Annotated in this window: 21 protein-coding genes and 1 riboswitch; of the genes, 14 read left to right on the top strand and 7 right to left on the bottom strand. The window is 64.0% G+C overall.

The window, feature by feature from the left end; translation table 11 throughout:
- A partial coding sequence (locus ABFX19_RS05200; RefSeq protein ID WP_428831012.1) for a transketolase-like TK C-terminal-containing protein occupies positions 1-1,411 on the top strand: 1,411 nt, incomplete at its 5' end.
- A gap of 136 nt (positions 1,412-1,547) precedes the next feature.
- Positions 1,548-1,663, top strand: a riboswitch (SAM riboswitch).
- A gap of 43 nt (positions 1,664-1,706) precedes the next feature.
- Positions 1,707-3,032: a bifunctional o-acetylhomoserine/o-acetylserine sulfhydrylase gene (locus tag ABFX19_RS05195; protein WP_346027734.1), complete on the top strand. Its 1,326-nt coding sequence runs from the start codon at positions 1,707-1,709 to the stop codon at positions 3,030-3,032.
- Positions 3,033-3,046: 14 nt separating this feature from the next.
- On the opposite strand, the gene ABFX19_RS05190 is transcribed toward ABFX19_RS05195, so the two are convergent.
- Entirely contained in the window at positions 3,047-4,066 is a 1,020-nt protein-coding gene (locus ABFX19_RS05190) for a PHP domain-containing protein (RefSeq protein WP_346027733.1), read from the bottom strand.
- A 255-nt stretch (positions 4,067-4,321) separates the two neighbouring features.
- Between ABFX19_RS05190 and uraD the strand changes: the two genes are divergently transcribed.
- From uraD to ABFX19_RS05160, 6 genes are all read left to right on the top strand, one after another.
- Positions 4,322-4,816: a 2-oxo-4-hydroxy-4-carboxy-5-ureidoimidazoline decarboxylase gene (uraD, locus tag ABFX19_RS05185; RefSeq protein ID WP_346027732.1), complete on the top strand. Its 495-nt coding sequence runs from the start codon at positions 4,322-4,324 to the stop codon at positions 4,814-4,816.
- Positions 4,813-5,154: a hydroxyisourate hydrolase gene (uraH, locus tag ABFX19_RS05180; RefSeq protein ID WP_277357574.1), complete on the top strand. Its 342-nt coding sequence runs from the start codon at positions 4,813-4,815 to the stop codon at positions 5,152-5,154. Before uraD ends, uraH begins: the two co-directional genes overlap by 4 nt.
- A 2-nt stretch (positions 5,155-5,156) precedes the next feature.
- On the top strand, positions 5,157-6,110 hold the full coding sequence (gene pucL, locus ABFX19_RS05175) for a factor-independent urate hydroxylase (RefSeq protein ID WP_346027731.1): 954 nt from the start codon (positions 5,157-5,159) through the stop codon (positions 6,108-6,110).
- 121 nt (positions 6,111-6,231) lie between these two features.
- A complete protein-coding gene (locus ABFX19_RS05170; protein ID WP_346027730.1) occupies positions 6,232-7,803 on the top strand; it encodes a nucleobase:cation symporter-2 family protein in 1,572 nt (523 codons plus the stop codon).
- Positions 7,804-7,974: 171 nt separating this feature from the next.
- A complete protein-coding gene (locus ABFX19_RS05165) occupies positions 7,975-9,321 on the top strand; it encodes an 8-oxoguanine deaminase (protein ID WP_346027729.1) in 1,347 nt (448 codons plus the stop codon).
- Between the two features lie 187 nt (positions 9,322-9,508).
- On the top strand, positions 9,509-10,705 hold the full coding sequence (locus tag ABFX19_RS05160; protein ID WP_346027728.1) for a hypothetical protein: 1,197 nt from the start codon (positions 9,509-9,511) through the stop codon (positions 10,703-10,705).
- 45 nt (positions 10,706-10,750) lie between these two features.
- Here ABFX19_RS05160 and murJ read toward each other — a convergent pair whose 3' ends face one another.
- The 3 genes from murJ to ABFX19_RS05145 form a co-directional block, all read right to left on the bottom strand.
- Positions 10,751-12,328 carry a murein biosynthesis integral membrane protein MurJ gene (gene murJ / locus ABFX19_RS05155; RefSeq protein ID WP_346027727.1) on the bottom strand — a complete coding sequence of 526 codons (1,578 nt, stop codon included), beginning with the start codon at positions 12,326-12,328 and terminating at the stop codon, positions 10,751-10,753.
- Positions 12,329-12,497: 169 nt separating this feature from the next.
- Complete coding sequence (locus ABFX19_RS05150; RefSeq protein WP_346027726.1) at positions 12,498-13,085, bottom strand: DinB family protein; 588 nt, start codon at positions 13,083-13,085, stop codon at positions 12,498-12,500.
- A 23-nt stretch (positions 13,086-13,108) separates the two neighbouring features.
- The gene (locus ABFX19_RS05145) at positions 13,109-13,870 is read right to left on the bottom strand and encodes an IclR family transcriptional regulator (protein ID WP_277357567.1); all 762 of its coding nucleotides are present in this window, start codon (positions 13,868-13,870) and stop codon (positions 13,109-13,111) included.
- Positions 13,871-14,137: 267 nt separating this feature from the next.
- Here ABFX19_RS05145 and ABFX19_RS05140 point away from each other — a divergent pair, with 267 nt between their 5' ends.
- The 5 genes from ABFX19_RS05140 (at position 14,138) to ABFX19_RS05120 (ending at position 19,538) form a co-directional block, all read left to right on the top strand.
- Positions 14,138-15,553 carry an NAD-dependent malic enzyme gene (locus ABFX19_RS05140; RefSeq protein ID WP_346027725.1) on the top strand — a complete coding sequence of 472 codons (1,416 nt, stop codon included), beginning with the start codon at positions 14,138-14,140 and terminating at the stop codon, positions 15,551-15,553.
- A 9-nt stretch (positions 15,554-15,562) separates the two neighbouring features.
- Positions 15,563-17,161 carry a malate synthase A gene (gene aceB / locus ABFX19_RS05135; RefSeq protein WP_346027724.1) on the top strand — a complete coding sequence of 533 codons (1,599 nt, stop codon included), beginning with the start codon at positions 15,563-15,565 and terminating at the stop codon, positions 17,159-17,161.
- A complete protein-coding gene (locus ABFX19_RS05130; RefSeq protein ID WP_346027723.1) occupies positions 17,162-18,427 on the top strand; it encodes a DUF6986 family protein in 1,266 nt (421 codons plus the stop codon).
- Positions 18,428-18,437: 10 nt separating this feature from the next.
- Complete coding sequence (locus ABFX19_RS05125) at positions 18,438-19,250, top strand: bifunctional allantoicase/(S)-ureidoglycine aminohydrolase (RefSeq protein WP_277357563.1); 813 nt, start codon at positions 18,438-18,440, stop codon at positions 19,248-19,250.
- A gap of 87 nt (positions 19,251-19,337) precedes the next feature.
- Positions 19,338-19,538, top strand: a complete 201-nt coding sequence (locus ABFX19_RS05120) for an AsnC family protein (protein ID WP_346027722.1) — start codon at positions 19,338-19,340, stop codon at positions 19,536-19,538.
- On the opposite strand, the gene ABFX19_RS05115 is transcribed toward ABFX19_RS05120, so the two are convergent.
- Together ABFX19_RS05115 and ABFX19_RS16075 are read right to left on the bottom strand one after the other, a co-directional pair.
- Complete coding sequence (locus ABFX19_RS05115) at positions 19,535-19,669, bottom strand: hypothetical protein (RefSeq protein ID WP_277357561.1); 135 nt, start codon at positions 19,667-19,669, stop codon at positions 19,535-19,537. The genes ABFX19_RS05120 and ABFX19_RS05115 overlap by 4 nt on opposite strands.
- On the bottom strand, positions 19,621-20,061 hold the full coding sequence (locus tag ABFX19_RS16075; protein WP_404800695.1) for a VOC family protein: 441 nt from the start codon (positions 20,059-20,061) through the stop codon (positions 19,621-19,623). Before ABFX19_RS16075 ends, ABFX19_RS05115 begins: the two co-directional genes overlap by 49 nt.
- Positions 20,062-20,314: 253 nt before the next feature.
- Between ABFX19_RS16075 and ABFX19_RS16070 the strand changes: the two genes are divergently transcribed.
- Positions 20,315-20,527, top strand: coding sequence for a TetR/AcrR family transcriptional regulator C-terminal ligand-binding domain-containing protein (locus ABFX19_RS16070; RefSeq protein ID WP_404800694.1), 213 nt, complete (start codon positions 20,315-20,317; stop codon positions 20,525-20,527).
- A gap of 253 nt (positions 20,528-20,780) precedes the next feature.
- On the opposite strand, the gene ABFX19_RS05110 is transcribed toward ABFX19_RS16070, so the two are convergent.
- Positions 20,781-21,290 (bottom strand): hypothetical protein, encoded by a 510-nt coding sequence (locus tag ABFX19_RS05110; protein WP_346027721.1) that lies wholly within the window; start codon positions 21,288-21,290, stop codon positions 20,781-20,783.
- Positions 21,291-21,301: the final 11 nt, after the last annotated feature.

Below are 21,301 nucleotides of genomic sequence, written 5' to 3'. Positions count from 1 at the left end.
CGACCACCTGCGCATCCCCATCCCCGACGAAGCACTCGAAGCCGACCTCTACAACGCGCCCTACTACCACCCCGGACCCGACTCCCCCGAAATCAAATACCTCCTGGACGGGCGCCGTGCCCTGGGCGGATTTGTTCCTGAACGCCGTACCGAGGCGGCGGCACTGGAGCTGCCGGGGGACAAGGCGTACGAGGTTGCGAACCGTGGCTCGGGGAAGCAGCAGGCCGCCACAACGATGGCTTTCGTCCGCCTCCTGAAAGATCTCATGCGGGAGAAAGGGCTGGGGTCCCGGATTGTCCCCATTGTTCCGGATGAGTCCAGAACCTTCGGCATGGACGCCTTTTTCCCGACAGCGAAGATCTACAACCCGGACGGCCAGAACTACCTCTCCGTTGACCGGGAGTTGGTTCTCGCGTACAAGGAATCGATTCAAGGCCAGATCCTGCATCCGGGGATCAATGAGGCCGGTGCGGTGGCTGCCTTCACGGCTGCGGGTACCGCCTATGCAACCCACGGTGAGCCGCTGATTCCGATCTACGTGTTCTACTCAATGTTCGGATTCCAGCGCACGGGAGATTCCTTCTGGGCAGCAGGAGACCAGATGACCCGCGGGTTCATCATCGGCGCCACCGCAGGCCGCACCACCCTCACCGGCGAAGGCCTCCAACACGCCGACGGACACTCACCCATCCTTGCCTCCACCAACCCCGCCGTCATCACCTACGACCCGGCCTACGGGTATGAACTCGGCATCATCATGCGTGCAGGACTGGAGCGCTTGTACGGCGCGAATTCCGACGATCGAAACGTCATGTACTACCTGACCGTCTACAACGAGCCGATCATCCAGCCGCCGCTTCCCGCCGGGTTGGATGCCGACGCCGTGGTGCGCGGCGTGTACAGGCTGAAGCCCGGCAACGACGACGGCGGCCGGCCGAAGGCGCAGATCCTCGCCTCCGGCGTGGCCGTCCCGTGGGCGCTCGAGGCGCAGGAACTCCTGGCAGACCACTGGGGTGTTTCGGCCGATGTGTGGTCGGTGACTTCGTGGACGGAGCTGCGGCGTGACGCACTCGCCGCCGAGGAGGAGGCCTTCCTCAACCCCGATGCAGAGGCCCGCGTTCCCTTCGTCACCCAGCAGCTTGGGGACGCACCCGGACCGATCGTGGCCGTCACCGACTACATGAAGGCTGTTCCGGATCAAATCCGCCAGTTCCTGCCGCAGGACTTCGCCACACTCGGAGCGGACGGGTTCGGCTTTTCCGACACACGCGCCGCAGCCAGGCGGTACTTCAAGATCGACCCAGCCTCCGTCGTCGTACGCACTCTTCAGCTCCTCGCGAAGCGGGGAGAAATTGACGCGGACGCACCACGCCAAGCGATGGAGAAGTACGCACTCCTCACCCTCCCCTGACGTTTTTGTCGCCTAGTTGCGGCCTAGAAACACTTTTACCTGCAACTAGGCGACAAAAACTTCTGCAACTCAACGGGTGGATTACATGGAACGTCATCTTCGTGCGGCGTGATACTCCTGTGCCTACACTGGCCGTGGTCATGAGTGCCAGCACCAAGCCCCGGCTTGCTGGCCAGCAACCCTCCAGCTGCGGTGGGGTGCTCCGGGTGAAGACCTGGCCGCCCGGCACCAGCCGGACGGCAAGCGCGGCCCGCGGTGCTCCCACCATGCCGGGCCCATGCCAAAGGAGCCTTGAATGTCCAACCAATGGTCTTTCGAAACCCGCCAGATCCACGCCGGCCAGGAACCCGACAGCGCCACGGGAGCCCGCGCCCTGCCGATCTACCAGACCACGTCGTTCGTCTTTCCCAGTGCCGAAAGCGCCGCCAACCGGTTTGCCCTTGCCGAACTGGCTCCCATCTACACGCGGATCGGCAACCCCACGCAGGATGCTGTTGAGCAGCGGATCGCCAGCCTTGAAGGCGGGCTGGGCGCGCTGCTGCTCAGCTCAGGTCAGGCGGCGGAGACCTTCGCGATCCTGAATGTCGCGGAGGCCGGCGATCACGTCGTCGCCAGTCCGAGCCTGTACGGCGGAACCTACAACCTGCTGGCCCATACGCTGAAGAAGTTCGGCATTTCGGTCACCTTCGTGGCGGATCCGGACAATCTGGACCAGTGGCGGGACGCTGTGCAGCCCAACACCAAGCTGTTCTTCGCGGAGGTCGTCTCCAACCCGCGGCAGGACGTACTCGACATTGAGGGCGTGTCCCGGACCGCTCACGACGCCGGTGTGCCGCTGATCGTGGACAACACCCTTGCCACCCCTTACCTCATCCGGCCCCTGGAGTGGGGCGCGGACATCGTTGTCCACTCGGCCACCAAATACCTGGGCGGCCACGGTACGGCGATCGCCGGCGTGATCGTTGACTCGGGAAAGTTTGATTTCGGCAAGGATCCCAACCGTTTCCCGGGCTTCAATACGCCGGACCCGACATACAACGGTCTGGTGTACGCACGGGATCTGGGTGCGGATGGTGCCCTCGGGGCCAACCTGTCCTACATCCTCAAGGCCCGGGTCCAGTTGCTGCGGGACCTCGGCTCGGCGGTATCCCCGTTCAACGCGTTCCTGATCGCCCAGGGCCTGGAAACCCTGAGCCTGCGGATGGAGCGGCATGTCTCCAACGCGGTCGACGTGGCTCAGTGGCTGGAAGCGCGTGAGGATGTCGAGTCGGTCGCCTATGCCGGGCTGCCCTCGAGCCCCTGGTATGAGCGCGGCCGCACGTACGGGCCGAAGGGGATCGGCGCCATTGTGTCCTTCAACCTGGCCGGCGGCGCCGAGGCCGGCAAGCGCTTCGTGGATGCCCTGGAACTGCATTCGCATGTGGCGAACCTCGGCGACGTCCGTTCGCTGGTGATCCACCCGGCGTCGACCACGCATAGCCAGCTATCGCCTGAGCAGCAGGCCATTGCCGGTGTCACACCCGGCCTGGTGCGGCTCTCAGTGGGTATTGAACACATTGATGACATTCTGGCGGACCTTGAATCCGGTTTCAGGGCAGCCAAGGAATTCCTGGACGCCTAGAGTTCGGGAAGCTTTCAGGAGCGCGCCCAGGCGAGCAGCTTGTCCAACGGCCACGTCGTAATGATGCGGTCCGCCGGCACGCCGTTCGCCTCGGCGCGCTCCGCCCCGTACTGGAGGAAATCCAGCTGACCGGGGGCGTGCGCGTCGCTGTCGATGCTGAAGAGACATCCGGCTTCGAGTGCCAGCTGGATCAGGTCATCCGGCGGATCCTGCCGCTCGGGACGTGAATTGATCTCCACCGCTACGTTGTTCTCGGCACAGGCGGTGAACACCTTCCGGGCGTCGAACTCGGACTGTGGACGCTGGCCGCGGGAACCCTGGACAAGACGGCCCGTGCAGTGGCCAAGGACGTTGGTATGGGGATCGCGAATGCCGCCCAGCATGCGTGCGGTCATGGTGCGGCGGTCGGAGCGCAGCTTGGAGTGGACACTGGCGACAACGATGTCCAGCTCATCGAGCATCTCCGGCGACTGATCCAGTGTTCCGTCTTCAAGGATGTCCACCTCGATGCCCTTCAAAAGGCGGAAGCCGTTGCCGCCGTCGTCGTTGTTGATCTGGTCCACGATCTGGAGTTGCTCCGTGAGGCGCTCCGCGCTCAGGCCGTTCGCGATCTTCAGGGTGGGGGAGTGGTCCGTGAGCACCAGGTATTCATGATTGAGCGCACGCGCGGCGTCGACCATGAGCGGGATGGGACTCCCGCCGTCGGACCAGTCGCTGTGACTGTGCAGGTCACCGCGGAGGAGGGCCCTCAGCTCCGAGCCGCCGCTGGCCAGGGCTTCTTTCGAGCGCTCGCGGAGGTCGGCGAGATAGGCCGGCACTTCACCGTTGAGCGCTTGGGTGATGACCTCATGGGAGCGCGCTCCGATGCCCTTCATTCGCTTGAGCCGGCCGTCGCGGGCGCGTTGTGCGAGTTCGTCGGGCTCCAGCTCGGCAATGGCCGCTGCGGCCTTGCGGAACGCCTGAACCTTGAAACTCGGAGCCAGTTCCCGTTCCAGCCAGAAGGCGATCTCATTCAATGCGGCGGTGGCATCCATAGGCCCATCTTCCACCATTTACGCGGTGGTGGCCTGGTGCAGGGAAGCAGCTCTATCATGTGATCCAGGTAACGCTTGACAGCTACCATGTGATCAGGGCTACAATGAAATCGGAATAAAAATTCCACCATATAGAAACTGAACCAGAGCCACACGGTTCCTGGACTGTCGCCGGAAACATCGAGTCAAATCGAATTCGTTCGAGGGTAAGGGTGTTCAGCGCTGGCGATAGCGCTTCATAGAAAGCTGACACCCATGCCTCTTGCAACCCTCAATACCTGTACCCCCGAAGTGGCCGCTGCCCAACTCACGCCATGCGTTGACATCCCGCGCTGGGTTGAGGCCATCGTGGACGCGCGGCCCTTCTCCTCGGAAGCCGACCTGATTGCGTTCGCCGAAAAGGCAGCCTATCCCTGGACGGAAGCCGAGATCGACGGCGCCCTGGCGCATCACCCGCGCATCGGCGACCGGGCGCAGGGGAATACCACTGAAGCCACCATGTCGCGTGGTGAGCAGGCCGGCGTCAGCACCGCCGTCGAAACCCAGACCGCGCTCCAGGCAGGCAACCGTGCCTACGAGGAGAAGTTCGGGAGGGTTTTCCTCATCCGGGCCGCCGGTCGAAGCGCCGAGGACATCCTCGCCGCTCTCGATGAGCGGCTGCAGAATACGCCCGCGCAGGAGCTGGAAATCATCGCCCAGCAACTGCGTGAAATCGCCATCCTTCGACTCAAGGGGGTCCTCGCAGCATGAGCCGCAGCCACATAACCACCCACGTGCTCGACACCGGTACGGGACGTCCCGCCGCCGGCGTCGCTGCCGCACTGCACCGGCTGGGTGCGGATGGTTGGGAGGACATCGGGGAGGGAAACACCGACGACGACGGCCGCATCACCTCCCTGGGCCCTGAAGCGCTGGAGGCGGGCACTTACCGGATTGACTTCCAGACCGGCACCTACTTCGCGGCGACCGGCACGGAAACATTCTTCCCCTCCGTCTCACTGATCTTTGAACTTACCGACCCAGCGCAGCACTATCACGTGCCGCTCCTGATTAGTCCCTTCGCCTATTCCACCTACCGAGGAAGCTGACAATGACGACACCGACCATCGAAACAAATGCCAACACCAACGAGAACACCGCAGGTAACAGCGGCCGCATCGTCCTGGGCCGGAACCAGTACGGCAAGGCCGAATGCAGGCTCGTGAAGATCACCCGCGACACTGCGCGGCACCAGATCGAGGACCTGAACGTCACCTCGCAGCTGCACGGCGACTTCGAAACCGCCCACACCGAGGGAGACAACTCACACGTTGTTGCCACTGACACGCAGAAGAACACGGTGTACGCGTTCTCCCGCGAAGGTATCGGCTCTCCTGAGCAGTTCCTCCTGCGCCTCGGCAAGCACTTCACCGAAAGCTTCGACTGGGTTTCCGGCGGACGCTGGGAGGCGGAGCAGTACTTCTGGGACCGCATCAGCGACCACGATCACGCGTTCTCGCGCAACAAGTCGGAGACCCGCACGGCTGTGCTGCTCATTGAGAACGGCACGCGGCACATCGTCGCCGGCATCGAGGATCTCACCGTCTTGAAGTCGACCGGTTCTGAGTTCCACGGGTTCCCGCGGGATCAGTACACCACCCTCCAGGAAACCACCGACCGCATCCTTGCGACCGATGTGACCGCCCGTTGGCGCTACGCAGCGGACACCACGGACATCGACTTCAACGCGGTGTACGCCAGCGTTCGCAAGATCTTCCTCGATGCTTTCGCCCAGACCCACTCGCTCGCTCTGCAGCAGACCATGTTCCAGATGGGCAAGCAGGCGCTGGAGGCGCATCCGGAAATCGAGGAGATCAAGCTCTCCCTGCCGAACAAGCACCACTTCCTCGTGGATCTCGAGCCGTTCGGCGTCGACAACCCGGGCGAGGTCTTCTTCGCGGCCGACCGGCCGTACGGACTGATCGAGGCGACCGTAGAACGCGAGCGCGCCGAAGGATCAACCAACGAAGCAGCAATCTGGGCAAACATCCCCGGCTTCTGTTGAGAAAACGGTTGGGAACGGGCGCCTGCGCGGCAGGAACGCCGTCCTAACCGTGAACGGCCGGACACCTGCACGTGCCCGGCCGTTCAACCAACCACTCATGTGAGACAAGGAAGTCATACTCATGAAAGCAGTCAGCTCTATGAAACATCAGGCCAAACCCCAGCGCCCCGAGGATGAACGGCTGCCCCTCGGACGATCATTCGCCTACGGGTTCCAGCACGTCCTCACCATGTACGGCGGAATCATCGCCGTTCCGCTCATCGTCGGAACTGCCGCCGGCGTATCCCAGGACGACATCGCCGTCCTGATTGCCTCCTGCCTCTTCGTGGGCGGCGCAGCAACGATCCTGCAGAGCTACGGTGTGAAGTTCTTCGGCTCGCAGCTCCCGTTGGTGCAGGGCGTCTCCTTTGCCGGCGTTGCCACCATGACTGCGATCATCAGCGGCGGTGGAGGACTACAGACCATTTTCGGCGCAGTCCTCGTGGCCTCCGTGATCGGTCTGGTCCTTGCGCCGTTCTTCGCGAAGATCATCCGGTTCTTCCCGCCGGTGGTGACTGGCGTCATCATCACCACCATCGGCCTGACCCTCATGCCTGTCGCTGCCAACTGGGCAATGGGCGGAAACCGGACCGCTGACAACTACGGCAGCCTCACGAACATCGGGCTGGCCGCCGGAACGCTGGCTCTGGTTCTCCTCATGAGCAAGCTGGGCAGCGCGGCAATCTCCCGCCTGTCGATCCTGCTCGCCATTGTGGCAGGAACCATCATCGCGGCGCTCCTAGGTCTCGCTGACTTCTCCAACGTCGCTGAGGGCGCCATCTTCGCCTTCCCACAGCCGTTCGCCTTCGGCTGGCCTGTCTTTGATATCGCTGCGATCATTTCGATGACCATTGTGATCCTTGTCTGCATGACCGAAACCACGGCAGACATCCTCGCCGTCGGTGAAATCGCCCGGACCAAGGTCGACTCACGCCGTATCGCCGACGGCCTCCGCGCCGACATGCTCTCCAGCGCCATCGCCCCGATCTTCAACTCCTTCCCGCAGACTGCCTTCGCACAGAACGTGGGCCTGGTGGCAATCACTGGCATCCGCAGCCGCTACGTAGTGGCCGCAGGCGGTCTCATCATGGTTATCCTTGGGCTCCTGCCCATCCTGGGACGCCTGGTTGCCGCGGTTCCGACGCCGGTACTCGGCGGAGCTGGAATCGTTCTCTTCGGCACCGTGGCAGCGAGCGGCATCCGCACGCTGGCAAAGGTCGACTATGAGGGCAACATGAACCTCGTGATCGTTGCAGTGGCGCTCGCCTTCGGCACGATTCCCGTCGTTTCGCCCACCTTCTACGATGCCTTCCCCACCTGGTTCGGTATCATCTTCCACTCGGGAATCAGCTCGGCGGCCATCATGGCGGTGCTGATGAACCTGCTCTTCAACCACCTCAAGACCGGAAACAGCAAGAATTCCTCCGTCTTTGTTGCCAGCCCACCCCGCATGGTGCGGCAGGACGAACTCACCGCCCTCCAGGACGGCGACAGCTTCCAGGGCGGCAAGCTCGTGGCAGCTGACGGCACCGAGATCCCCGTGGTGACCGCGGCGCAGTACCACGTGGTCAAGGAAAAACTCGATAACGGCGAGATCAGCTGCGTCGAGGACATTCGCAAAATCTGCGACGAGACCCCCGGCCACCTGCACTAAATTCGAGCCCTGCCTGCCTTCGCGAGAGTCAGGGCAGGCAGGGACGAGAACCTGGATCAGCAGACAGGACCACTGAGCTGACGGCACACCCCGCCGTCATGCCGGTGGTCCTGTGCCGTTTCGTCCCCCTCGAACGTGATCCCCTGACAATCACGGAACGGAAATCCGATTATGCAACGCATCTGGTTACGCGACCCGCTCGCCATCTTTACCGCCAACGATTCCGACGCCGGCGGCGGGCTCGTGATCGAAGGCGCCACCATTATGGAACTGGTCCCGACGGGAGCAATGCCGGCCGAACGGTACGACTCCGTCTTCGACGCCCGGAGCCACGTGGTACTGCCCGGGCTCATCAATACGCACCACCACTTCTACCAGACGCTCACGCGCGCGTGGGCACCCGTGGTCAATGTGCCGCTTTTTCCCTGGCTGGTGAACCTGTACCCGGTATGGGCGAAGCTCACGCCTCGCGATCTAGAACTGGCGACGACGGCGGCGCTCGCTGAGCTCCTCCTCTCCGGGTGCACCACGGCAGCTGACCACCATTACCTGTTCCCGGGCGGCATGGAGGAATCCATCGACGTGCAGGTGTCCGTGGTGCGCAGGCTCGGCATGCGCGCCACACTGACGCGCGGTTCCATGACATTGGGGGGGGACGACGGCGGCCTGCCGCCCCAGCAGACCGTGCAGGACCCGGAAGTGATACTCGCCGACAGTGAGAGGCTCATCGAGCAGTACCACGAACGCGGTGCAGGCGCCCGGATCCAGATTGCGCTGGCGCCGTGTTCACCATTCTCGGTCACGACGGAGATCATGAAGGCCAGCGCGGCCCTGGCCGACCTCCATGACGTCCGGCTGCACACCCATCTCGCTGAGACGCTCGACGAAGAGGACTTCTGCCGGGAGCGGTTCGGCATGAGGACGGTCGAGTACCTCGACAGCGTCGGCTGGTTGGGGCCGAGAACCTGGCTGGCCCACGGCATCCACTTCGACGACGGCGAGATTGCCCAGCTCGGAGCCGCGGGGGTCGGCGTGGCGCATTGCCCCACATCGAATATGCGCCTGGCCTCAGGGATCTGCCGGGCCATCGAACTGGAGGAGGCCGGCGTAGCGGTGGGCCTTGGTGTGGATGGGTCCGCCTCCAACGATGCTTCCAATCTGATCCTCGAAGCGCGCCAGGCTCTCTATATCCAACGGCTGCGGTACGGCGCCGAGCGTGCCACCCCTTCCCGTGCTCTGGGGTGGGCAACGCGCGGATCGGCCGCCGCGTTGGGACGGAGCGACATCGGGGAACTGGCTGTGAGCAAACAGGCTGACCTTGCGATGTTCCGGCTGGATGACCTTCGATTCTCGGGCAGCCACGACCCTCTGTCGGCGCTGCTGCTCTGCGGTGCTGACCGCGCCGACCGGGTGATGATCGGTGGTCAATGGCGGGTGGAGGACGGCGCCGTTGTCGGGCTGGATCTCGAATCGCTGATCGCTGAGCACTCGGCAGCAGCAAGGCGGCTGGTTGGCTGAAAGCTGCAGCACCCCTGATCCTGGCAGGCGCATGCAGTGCATGCAGAGGATGCACTTTTCCGGAAGACCTTCCGCCTGCCAGGGCGGTTCCGGTGCTTGCGACTCGCCGTTCAATCGCTCTATCATCTGTTTCTCATCTGCGCTTCCTAGGCTGGGACAAGACGTTTCCCGCCTATCGGAAGGCCGTGTGGACACGCAGCCCAGAATTGATGACGCTTCACACGCGCAGCGCCGTGCACTGATCGTCAGCACATCCCGTGACCGCGGTGCGCTCGCGGCCGCTCGTTCGCTGCGCGCAGCCGGTTGGACCGTGGGGGTGGGCACGCCTGAGGGAAGGGGGATGCTCTGCTCCTCACGCGCCGTCGCCGTCTGTCACACAGTTCCTCGTCCCCGAGGCGACGGTAAGGCCTTCATCAACGGAGTAGCGGCCGCGGTGAAGGCCGGCGGGTATGACGTGGTTTTCGGCGGCGGCGACGACTGGATGGCTGCGCTCGCAACCTACCGGCACCAGATCCCGACGACGGTGGCACACCCTTCCCCGGACGCGGTCGAGCGGGCGCTGGACAAGGTCCTGCTCGCGGAGAGCGCCGGCCGGGTGGGAATGGCGGCGCCCCGCACAGTGCCTGCCACGCCGGAGGCGATCGCTGACTGGGAGGGTCCCGTTGTGGTGAAGTCGCGTGCGCACTGGTCTCCGGGGCAGACGAGGCCGCACCGCATCGAGGCGCGGTTGTTCGACAGCATGACCGCCGCCAAGGAACGCGTCAACCACATGGAGGAACTCGGCGCTGAGCCGCTCCTCCAGGAGCCCATACGAGGACAACTCGGTGCGCTCATCGGCTTTTTCCGCGACGGCCGCCTTGAAGGAAGGGTCCAGCAGGAAACGCCGCGGCTCTGGCCCACACCCAACGGAGCGTCAGCTCGTGCACGGACAGTCGCAGTCGACGCGGTGCTGGCGCAACAGGTTGACGCGCTGCTTACGGAGATCGGCTGGTGGGGACTGGTGGAGTTACAGTTCTTGACAGACGACGACGGCGTTTCCCACCTGATCGACTTCAACGGCCGGTTCTTCGGGTCCATCGCTCTCACCAATGCAGCCCGCCCCGGCCTGGCCGACGCATGGGGCAGGCTGGCTCTGGGCGAGACGGTGCCGCATCTTGCGGACGCGCCCGCCGGCTTTAGGTACGCGTGGACTGCGGGAGATTTACGCCGCGCGCGCATCGAGCGGCGGGGCGGGCTTGCCGCGGACCTCATCGACACCGTCCGTTGGGCAAGCCGTGCACAGCACAGTGTGTGGGACGTGAAGGATCCGGGCCCCACCCTGAACCTGATTTTTGCGCGGTTCACGCGGGACAAACCGGTGACGCTTCGCCCGTCCGCCGCATAAGCAACAGCGTCTAGTAAGCAACAGCGTCGAAGGCAGCACCCCCGCTCAGCGGCGTCGTGCCGCCCGCAGCATGTCGAGGGGCACCCGGCCCTCCGGAGCACGCAGCACAACCAGCCCGAGCGCGTAGGTGCCGCACACCCCAAACACCACGACGACGGACGTCATCAGCGCCGGACCGGCAACGAGGCTCGCCAGGACAACCCCGACAGCACCGGCAACAGCCGCCAACAGGGCAGCGCGGAGAAGGAGGACGAAAGCCTCGCGCAGGTTCACGCCGTCGTGCCTGCTTCTGAGAAGCCACGCATTCGCAACGGCGGCGAGGACCAGTGAGGCGCTGGTGGCCAGCGCAATGCCTGCGACTCCCATCACCGGTGCCAGCAGAATGTCACCCACAACGTTGACCACCATGGCCAGCACGGAGATCACTACGGGAGCCCTGGCGTCGCCCAGGGCGTACGCGGTACTCACTACTACCTGGCGGATGCCCAGGGCCAGGAGTGCCGGCGCGTACCAGAGCACTGCGGTGGCGGTGGCCTCGATGTCCTCCGGGGAAAAGGCGCCACGGCCGAAGGCCACTTCCACGAGCGGCTCCGCAGCGACCGCCAGGACAACGCAGAGTGGAACCAGGATGGTCACAGTCACTGAGAGGCCGCGGTTCACGAGCCGCCTGAGCTCTGTAAGGTCGCGCACCGAAGCGCTGATCGCCGGATACAGCGGCACGAGCAGGGAGGCGATCAGCAGCTGTTCGGGGAGGTTTACTAGCCGCCAACCGTAGGACAGCGCAGTGATAGCGCCCTCCTCAAGCGTGGAACCCACCGCCCGGTCCACCAGTGTGTTCACATTCCCGACGGCGCTGCCGACCAGCATTGCCGGGACCAGTACGGCGATCTCCCGGAAGCCTGGATCCTTCAGCTGCAGGCGGGGGCGCACCCGTGTGCCGAGGCTGCGCAGCGGGGGCAGTTGCAGCAGGAGCCGTGCGCCGGAGCCCACAACGAATCCCACGGCGAGAGCCGCAATGCCGTAGCGGGGGCCGAAGAGCCCGGCCGCCGCGATCATGATCAGGTTGAACGGGACGCCCTGGAGGGATGCCCAGGCGAAGCGTCCGTGCGATTGAGCCAGCGCGGCCAGCAGATCGGTACCCGCCACGAGCACCGTTGCCACCAGCACGATGCGCGTGAGCGTGGCAGCTGCGGCTGTGGTCTCGGCGTCGAATCCGGGTGCGAGCAGCGAGGCCACAGGACCGGCGAAGATCGCCATGACCACGCCGCCAATTCCAAGGACAACCATGGTGAGTGTGAAAGCAACGTCGAACCCGGTGTGCCCCTTGCATCCGTTGTCCTCTGCGGCCGCTTCGCGGGAGACCGCCGGTGTAGCTGAACGGGCCATTGCGTAGGCAACGAGCCCCAGCACGATGTTCATCAGGCCCTGCGCTACGAGGTAGGCGTCCAGCTCGGCGCCTGCGCCGAAAACTGCTGCGATGACGACGTCCCGAAGGAATCCGAGAAGCGTGGACACCGCGGTGAGACCGGTGACAAGCACGGCGACCCTGGAGATCGACTTACCTCCGGGTCTGGCCACGGGATCCCACGCTATCCTGTCTGCGCGGTGAAGCGCTGCATCCACGCCCGTTCCGTGCACGATTGGCGGGATACGAAACCGCTGTGTGCAGGTTTGCTGGCCAACGCCCCCTATCTTCGGCGTGTCTTGGAGGACACGCCGTACCAGCGCTCCAAACCTGCATGGAATGGTATGTGGCCGGCGATGCTTCCGCAGCAGCTTTGCGGCGAGGGGGTCAGGTGGCGCCCTGCTCGGCATGCCGGGCCGCCGTTTCGATCCGTTCCCAGTGCTCCGACCACTCCTCGGCGCTGCGCTGCGGCATGTTCGGATCATCCGGGCCGCGGCCGGTGGCGCCGTCGAGCTGTTCACGAAGGATGTCAGCGTGCCCGAGGTGCTGGGCCGTCTCAACGCACATGTGCACGAGCATCTGCTGCAAGGTCACCTGCCGGCGCTCAGGTGCCCACCATGGGACCTCCCCGACGGCGTCGAGCGGCAGTGCCTCGATGGTGGCGTCAGTGTGCGCCGCGGAGAAGTGGTGCAGCTCAATGATCTCCTCCGGGGTCTCCTCAGCGGTGAGCCACAGATCGGCTTCCGGGGTGGCGTCGTCGTCGAACCACGGCAGCTCCCGGCCGCTGGGCCGGTTGAAAACCTCACCGAAGTAACCCAGCTGCACGCTGGCGACATGCTTCACGAGGCCCAGCAGGTTGGTGCCCGTGGGGGTCAGCGGCCGGCGCGCGTCATAGTCGCCGAGGCCGTCCACTTTCGCGAGCAGGTCAGCGCGGCGCAGGCGCAGGTAGCGGTGCAGAACCTCTTTGTCATTCATGGGTGGCACTCTACTGGCTGCACCTAGCTTGCGAGGTTGAGGTCATCCGAGATCGCCTGCGCCGCGGAGCGCAGCAGTGGAATGGCCTTGTCAGCGAACCCTTCGTCCACGCGGGAGATTGGTCCTGAGACGGAGATGGCCGTAGGGGTGGGAGCGTTGGGCACGGCCATCGCGAAACAGCGAACCCCCAGTTCCTGCTCCTGCTCATCAATGGAGTAGCCGCGCTCGCGGATGTTGTCGAGTTCGGAGAGGAGCTGGTCCACGGACTTGATGCTCTTCTCCGTGGGCGTGGGCATGCCAGCCCTGGTCACGATGTTGCGCACGGTCTCATTGTCGAGCTGGGCCAGGATGGCCTTCCCGACGCCGGTGTCATGGGTATGCGCCCGGCGCCCCACTTCGGTGAACATGCGCATGGAGTGCGACGACGGCACCTGAGCAATGTAAACGACCATGTCGGAGTCGAGCACCGCCATGTTCGAGGTCTCGCCCAACCGGTCCACGAGCATTTTCAGCTGGGGACGCGCCAGCGCGCCGAGCTGCTTGTTGGCGCCCTCACCGAGACGAATCAGGCGGGGGCCGAGGGCGTAGCGTCGGTTGGGCAGCTGCCGGGCGTAGCCCTTCATCACCAGGGTGCGCAGGAGCCGGTGGATCGTGGGCAGGGGGAGATCCGTAGAGGAGGAGAGCTCGCTCAGCGTGACCTCACCGCCGGCGTCGGTAATCAACTCCAGCAGTTCGAACACGCGCTCCACCGACTGGACGCCGCCACCTGCAGCCTTCTCGGCCATTTGGCTCTCCTAGCTAGAAACTATCCGCACAGCGGAATAACTTCTCCAAAGATACCCTACTTCCGCAGAGTGGAAACTGGCGTTGGGGCCGCGGGCTGTGTGCCCTCAGCGCAGAAACTGCTCGCAGGCGCAGCCCCGCCGGTTCGAAGCGGCAGTCCTGCACCTCCGGGCCGTTTCTATGCTCCGGCCCCAAGGCGCCCCGCTTGCAATTCCACTTAGTAGATAATAATATCCACAATACGAAATAACTTATCTGGAGGATCATCAATGGCGAGTCCTAGCCCCGGTTACTCAATCACCCTGCGCGTTCAGGCGCCGTCGAGCTTCACAGCTACTGCTGAGCTGGCCGCCGCTGTCGGCTCCGCCGGTGCATCGATCACTGCGCTCGATGTCACTGAGTCGCACCATGACAGCATCGTGGTGGACGTCAGCTGCAACACCACCGACGCTGCTCACGGCGAGCGCGTCCGTGACGCCCTCAACGCCCTCGACGGCGTGAACGTGAAGAAGCTGAGCGACCGCACCTTCCTGATGCACCTCGGCGGGAAGCTGGAAGTTGTCCCCAAGGTTCCCCTGCGCAACCGTGACGATCTCTCCCGCGCCTACACCCCCGGCGTCGCACGCGTCTGCATGGCAATTGCAGAAAACCCCGACGACGCCCGCCGCCTCACCGTCAAGCGCAACACCGTCGCTGTGGTGACGGACGGCTCAGCGGTGCTCGGGCTGGGCAATATCGGCCCCGCCGCCGCACTGCCCGTCATGGAGGGCAAGGCCGCACTCTTCAAGCAGTTCGCCAACGTGGATGCCTGGCCGGTCTGCCTCGATACCCAGGACACCGAAGAAATCATCAGCATCGTCAAGGCACTCGCGCCCGTGTATGGCGGAGTGAACCTCGAGGACATCGCTGCTCCCCGGTGCTTCGAGATTGAGAACCGGCTGCGCGAGGAGCTGGATATTCCCGTCTTCCACGATGACCAGCACGGCACCGCCATTGTGACGCTGGCCGCGCTGACCAACGCCCTCCGCGTTGTGGACAAGAAGATCGAGAACGTGCGGATTGTCGTTTCCGGCGTCGGCGCCGCCGGTTCGGCCATCATCCAGCTGCTGCAGGCCCAGGGTGCGAAGAACATCGTGGCGTGTGACCGCAAGGGCGCCATCCACAGCGGGCAGAACCACACCGACGAGCACCGCCGCTGGATTGCCGAGAACACCAACCAGAATGCTTTCTCCGGGACGCTGCATGAAGCACTGAACGGCGCGGACGTCTTCATCGGTGTCAGTGCTCCGAACCTCCTCGGTGAGGAGCAGGTGAAGTCCATGGCTGACAAGGCGATCGTCTTTGCCATGGCCAACCCTGACCCGGAAATCGACCCCATCGTCGCTGCCCGGCACGCCGCGGTAGTGGCCACCGGCCGCAGCGATTTCCCGAACCAGATCAACAACGTGCTCGCCTTCCCGGGCTTCTTCCGTGGGCTGCTCGACGCAGGGGCGTCCGACATCACGCCGCAGATGCTGGTTGCCGCAGCGGATGCAATCGCCGCTCGGGTGGACGATGATGAACTCAATGCCAGTTTCATCATCCCGAGCGTGTTCGATCCGCACGTGGCAGGTGATGTGGCAGCAGCGGTTGCCGCAGCGGCGCACGCCGCTCATCAGGGTTCAGCCGCAGAATCAGCAGAGTAGGAGCAGGACATGTCGATTGAAGTCACAGATACGACGCCGGCACCCGGCGCGGAGGCCATCCTCACCACAGAGGCGCTCCAGTTCATCGAGAAGCTGCACCAGCAGTTCCGTGACACACGGAACGAGCGCCTGGCCGCGCGCGGCAAGCGCCGCGAGGACGTGGCCCAGAGCGGCCGCCTCGATTTCCTTCCCGAAACGGCCGAGATCCGCGCAGGCGACTGGACCGTCGCCGAAGCGCCTGCCCAGCTTCAGGACCGCCGCGTCGAAATGACCGGCCCGGCGTCGCCCGCCAAGATGGCCATCAACGCTTTGAACTCCGGCGCCAAAGTCTGGCTCGCCGACCTCGAGGACGCCAGTACCCCCACCTGGCACAACGTCATCGACTCACAGCTCAACCTCCACGGTGCCGCCCGTGGCACACTCAGCTACACCTCACCGGAGGGCAAGGAGTACGCGCTGCGCACGGACGCACCGCTGGCTGTCGTTGTTGCCCGTCCCCGTGGCTGGCACCTGCCCGAGAAGAACATCACCATTGACGGCGAGCCGGCCATCGGCGCCCTGGTGGACTTCGGTCTGCATTTCTTCCACAACGCCAAGCACCTGCTGGAGAACGGCAGCGGCCCGTACTATTACCTGCCCAAACTGGAGAGCCATCTCGAGGCCCGGCTGTGGAACGACGTTTTCGTGTTCGCGCAGGACTACGTGGGAGTTCCGCAGGGCTCTATCCGTGCCACCGTGCTCATTGAAACCATCCCTGCCGCCTTCGAGATGGACGAGATCCTCTACGAGCTTCGCGACCACGCCTCGGGCCTGAACGCCGGCCGCTGGGACTACCTGTTCAGCATCATCAAGTACTTCCGTGACGGCGGGGAGTCCTTCATCCTCCCGGACCGTGCGTCCGTGGTGATGACGGCACCGTTCATGCGGGCGTACACCGAGCTGCTTGTCAAGACCTGCCATCGCCGGGGCGCTTTTGCCATGGGCGGTATGGCGGCGTTCATTCCCAACCGCCGCGAACCTGAGATCACCGCCCAGGCCATCGATAAGGTCCGCGCGGACAAGACCCGCGAAGCCAACGACGGATTCGACGGCTCCTGGGTTGCGCACCCTGACCTCGTGCCCGTGTGTCGCGAAGTGTTCGACGCCGTTCTGGGGGATAAGCCGAATCAGATCGACCGGCAGCGGCCTGAGGTTGAGGTGACCGCCGAGCAGCTGCTCGACGTCGAATCCGCTGACGGCGATGTCACCGAGGTGGGATTGCGTGCCAACCTCTATGTCGCCGTCGCGTACGTGGCGGTGTGGCTGTCGGGTAATGGAGCTGTTGCCATTCACAACCTCATGGAGGATGCCGCGACGGCTGAGATCTCGCGCTCGCAGGTCTGGCAGCAGATCCGGAACAAGGTGGTGCTCGCGGACAGCGGCAACACGGTCACGCCGGAACTGGTGAACTCGATCCTCGCAGAGGAAACCGAACGGCTGCGCGGCGAAGTCGGCGAGGAAGCCTTCGCGAAGTTCTACGAGCCGGCCAGCCGCCTCATCGCGGACATCTGCGTCTCAGACGAGTACACGGACTTCCTGACTCTTCCCGCCTACGAGCTGGTGAGCTGAGTGGAGTTCGCTCTCGGTTTCGACGACTACGCCGCGATCGATTCGAAGCTCGCGGATACCGACCAGCTTCTGCGCTTCAGCTATCCCGGCGACAACGGTTCGCGCCAGCCGGTTCACACGGTGTACGTACCGGCGGACCGGTACCAGCCCTCGCTTCCCGGTGACTGGGGCAGGGAGGCGGCTGCCGCCGTCGAGCGCTCCGGTGGAATGAATGCGCTCTGCGCTGCTCTGGGCGTAAGCGACGACGTCGGCACGCTGGTGAGCGCGAAGCTCACCGCTGAGCCAATCGAGGACCTGCGCCTGGACTTCGAGGATGGTTACGGCAACCGGCCCGACGACGAGGAGGACGCCGACGCTTCCCGCGCGGCAATCGCGGTGGCCCGGGCGGTGCGCGACGGGATTGCGCCGCCGTTCATCGGCATCCGGTTCAAGTGCTTCGAGGAGCCCACCCGCCGACGCGCGCTGCGCACGCTGGATCTCTTCGTGGGCGGCCTGCTGGCTGAGGGTCCGCTGCCAGAGGGGCTGGTGCTCACGCTGCCCAAGGTCTCCACGGTGGCGCAGGTTGAGGCGATGGTCTTCGCCTGCCAGCGGCTTGAAGCGGTGCACGGACTCGCGCCGGGCAGGCTGCGTTTCGAGGTGCAGATGGAAACGCCGCAGCTGATCCTGGCCGCGGATGGCACCGTACCCGTGGCGCAGCTGCTGCACCGGGCCGAGGGCCGTGTCTCTGCACTGCACTACGGGACGTATGACTACAGCGATTCGCTGCAGATCGCGGCGGAATACCAGTCCATGGAGCACCCCGCTGCGGACTACGCCAAGCAGGTCATGCAGGTGGCGGTTGCAGGCACCGGCGTTCGGCTGTCTGACGGGTCAACGAACATCCTGCCCGTCGGCAGTGATGCCGAGGTATCCGCGGCGTGGGCGCTGCATGCCCGGCTGGTTCGGCGCTCGCTGGAGCGCGGCTACTACCAGGGCTGGGACCTCCATCCCGCCCAGCTGCCGAGCCGGTTCATTGCTACGTATGCGTTCTACCGCGAGGGCCTGCCGGCAGCGGCGCAGCGCCTTCGTAACTACGTGCATCAGATCGAAAGCGCAATCCTCGACGAGCCCGCAACGGCCCGTGCGCTGGCACGCTTTGTCCACCGCGGAGTGCTTTGCGGCGCCGTGACGGAGGCTGAAGTGAACGAGATGGCCGGCATCTCCCTTCCTGACCTGGACGCGCTCGCACACCCGCGGAAACTTCCTGAAAAAGCTGAAAACATCTAAGGATTGAACGTTGAGCAATTACTACGCACCTGAAACCGTCCTGCCTCCGCAGACAGATCTGCTGACCGGACGCGCAGTCGTCACCGAGGCCTATACGGTGATTCCGCGCGGAGTCCTCCGCGACATTGTGGTGAGCGAACTCCCTGAATGGACCGGTACCCGCACCTGGGTCCTGAACCGGCCGGTAGCAGGCGGAGCGACGACCTTCGCGCAGTACCTGCTCGAGGTCTCGCAGGGAGGCGGCTCTACCAATCCCGAGCCCGAAGCCGGGGTTGAGTCCTTCGTGTTCCTCCTAGAGGGCGCTTTGACCATCAAGCTCGAGGGTGAACTCCACGACCTCACCCCGGGCGGCTTCGCCTTCATCCCGCCGGGCGCTGAATGGGAAGTGTCCAACTCCGCGCCGGAGCTCGCCAAGTTCCAGTGGATCCGCAAGGCATACCAGCCGCTGGCCGGGCACACGCCGAAGGCCCGCGTTGGCAACGAGAAGGACATCGAGCCCGGCGCCATGCCCGGCACCGACAACAAGTGGCGCACCACCCGCATGCTGCCCACCGATGACATGGCGTATGACATGCACATCAATGTGGTCACCTTCGAGCCGGGTGCCGTCATCCCCTTCGCTGAAACCCACGTCATGGAGCACGGGCTCTATGTGTTGGAAGGCAAGGCCGTCTACCGGCTGAACCAGGACTGGGTGGAGGTCCAGGAGGGCGACTACATGTCCTTGCGCGCATTCTGCCCGCAAGCCTGCTACGCCGGCGGGCCGTCCAACTTCCGCTACCTGCTGTACAAGGACGTGAACCGTCAGATCAAGCTGACCTAAGCGGCTCAGGCTTATGGAGGGCCTGTCAACAAGTGTTGACGGGCCTCCTCGACGTCAACTAATGTTGACGTCGTGGAGGTGGAGCGAATGAAAACACTGGTGGCATCAATGGATGGGAAAGGTCCCGCCGACGCACTGCGTGCTGTCGCGGAGCTGCAGAAGGAAGTCTCACGGACGGAAGCGTCCCTGGTTCGTGCGGGGCGGCAGGCCGGCCTGTCCTGGGAAGCTATCGCGCTCTGTCTCGGCGTCAGCAAGCAGGCAGTGCACCGCAAGTACGGCAAGCGCTAACGCCTTCCCAGTTGGTCGCGCAGCTCGCGAACATCGGCTCCCTGCCCGAAAGCGCCAGACACCACCGCACCGCCCATCAGCGCTAGCCCAGCAAGGGCGGGGTAGGGAACCCGCCGGGTTCCTTGCCCCACTTCGGGAATTCTATGGGTTCGCGGTGGCAGCCTCCTCCGCAACATCGCCCAACCTTTTGCGGACCGCAGTTGGGGCTGACGTATGGGCCGTTATCGGCATCGCTCGAATTCCTAATCAGGGAGTGCAGACTTACCCTGTTTGGACGGGAGTTGATGGCCAGATTCGACCAGCGCAGCAACGACCCGTATGCCGAATACTGGTTCGCCGAGGGCCTTCTAAATCTGGTCGGAACTAAATCGGTCGGACCGCGGTAAGGCGGAAAGGGAACGGCGGGATCCAGTAGCACTCGCCATTGATCCGGGGAAGCTTGGTGCTCCGCCGTTCTCGCACCCAGTGCGGTAGCAGTGTGGGTAGCAGAGTCGAGGTCTTCTACAGTGACATCCAAGTACATCTGCTGATGTTATGGTCCTTCCGGCCAGGACGGGGCAGCGTAGTTATCGACGCGCATTAGCTGGTGCGGGGTCGACGCTAAGATCCGTACTGCACAGCAGTGCCGCGGTATTGACTATCGCGCCGATCGCGCTACAAACCGTCGTTGGAGGTTGCGTTCCATGAGTGGGCATAGATTTCGTGGTGAGTACTTCGCTTCTGCTGGGAGATCCTAAGACTCGAACGGCTGTTCGGCCTCATTGGAGCGTCCCGCCGTGGACCGACTGTGCCGCGCCGAGGAGGAAGATCAGCTCGCTCAAGATGTTGATCCCGAAGTCATGGTCGATCAGCTATGGGGTGCCTGCTATCACCGGCTCTTGATTCCGGATGAATCGCTGACCGGGGTTTTCGCAGATGCATTGACAAGGAACATTCTGCGCAGCGTCACGCCGAGGGAACGCCCGGCGCCCGGCACCCGGTGCCGTTGACGCCGAGACGTGACGCCGGGTGGCTGCCCAAAAAGTTGTCCAGCGTTTCCGCACCGGGGTTTTTGGCACGGTGGAAGGGCCCGGCGGGAATAGGACCATGCTATGGGCAGGCTATCGCTGCCTCGTTCGCGCCGATGGAGCTTGCGGACGGGGTTCCGCGCGCTGGTGTCCTTTGTGTAGGAAATGGGCTCTGGTTTGGTTCTGATCCCGACGCAACGGCCCTTCATCGACCTGCGGGCTGGAAGGGGCTCTCCTAGATAAGCCTGAGGCCGGCACTGGCCAAGGCGCCGAACGCGATCCCCCACAGGACGATGGAAATGCTCTGCCACAGAATGACTTTCTGTTTAGACGCGCCAGCGGTGACCATGAGCATCGAGGTGATCTGGCTGGGCAGGATTGCCTGACCAAGCAGGCTCACTCCGGCCACCCCATATTGGTCGAATCGGCGCATGAACTTCTCATGTCTTGGTGACGGCTTTGTGCGTTTTTTGGACCACCAGGAGTAAATATTGTGCCCAAAGGAGACCAGGAGAAACATGCTGATAAAGTTCCCCAGGACCGCAGCGCCCAGCGCGACCACGAACGGGAGCCCAGCAACAAGCCCCAACACCGTCCCAAAGTAGGACTCAACAAAGGGTAAGGCCCCGGCCAGGAATATTATCGTCCATTGAAGCAAAGGCGGCACACCGATGGTGGCATCCTGCAGTCCGTCGATCAGCTCTTGCACTTGGTCCCCTTCACTCAGCTTCTTGGTCCTCTTCATGAAATATTTTA

Origin of the sequence: Arthrobacter parietis (assembly GCF_039530425.1) — a bacterium.
Lineage (GTDB): Bacteria > Actinomycetota > Actinomycetes > Actinomycetales > Micrococcaceae > Arthrobacter_D > Arthrobacter_D parietis.
Note: the sequence above shows the minus strand (reverse complement) of the source record. Positions and strands in the feature narration are given on the sequence as shown.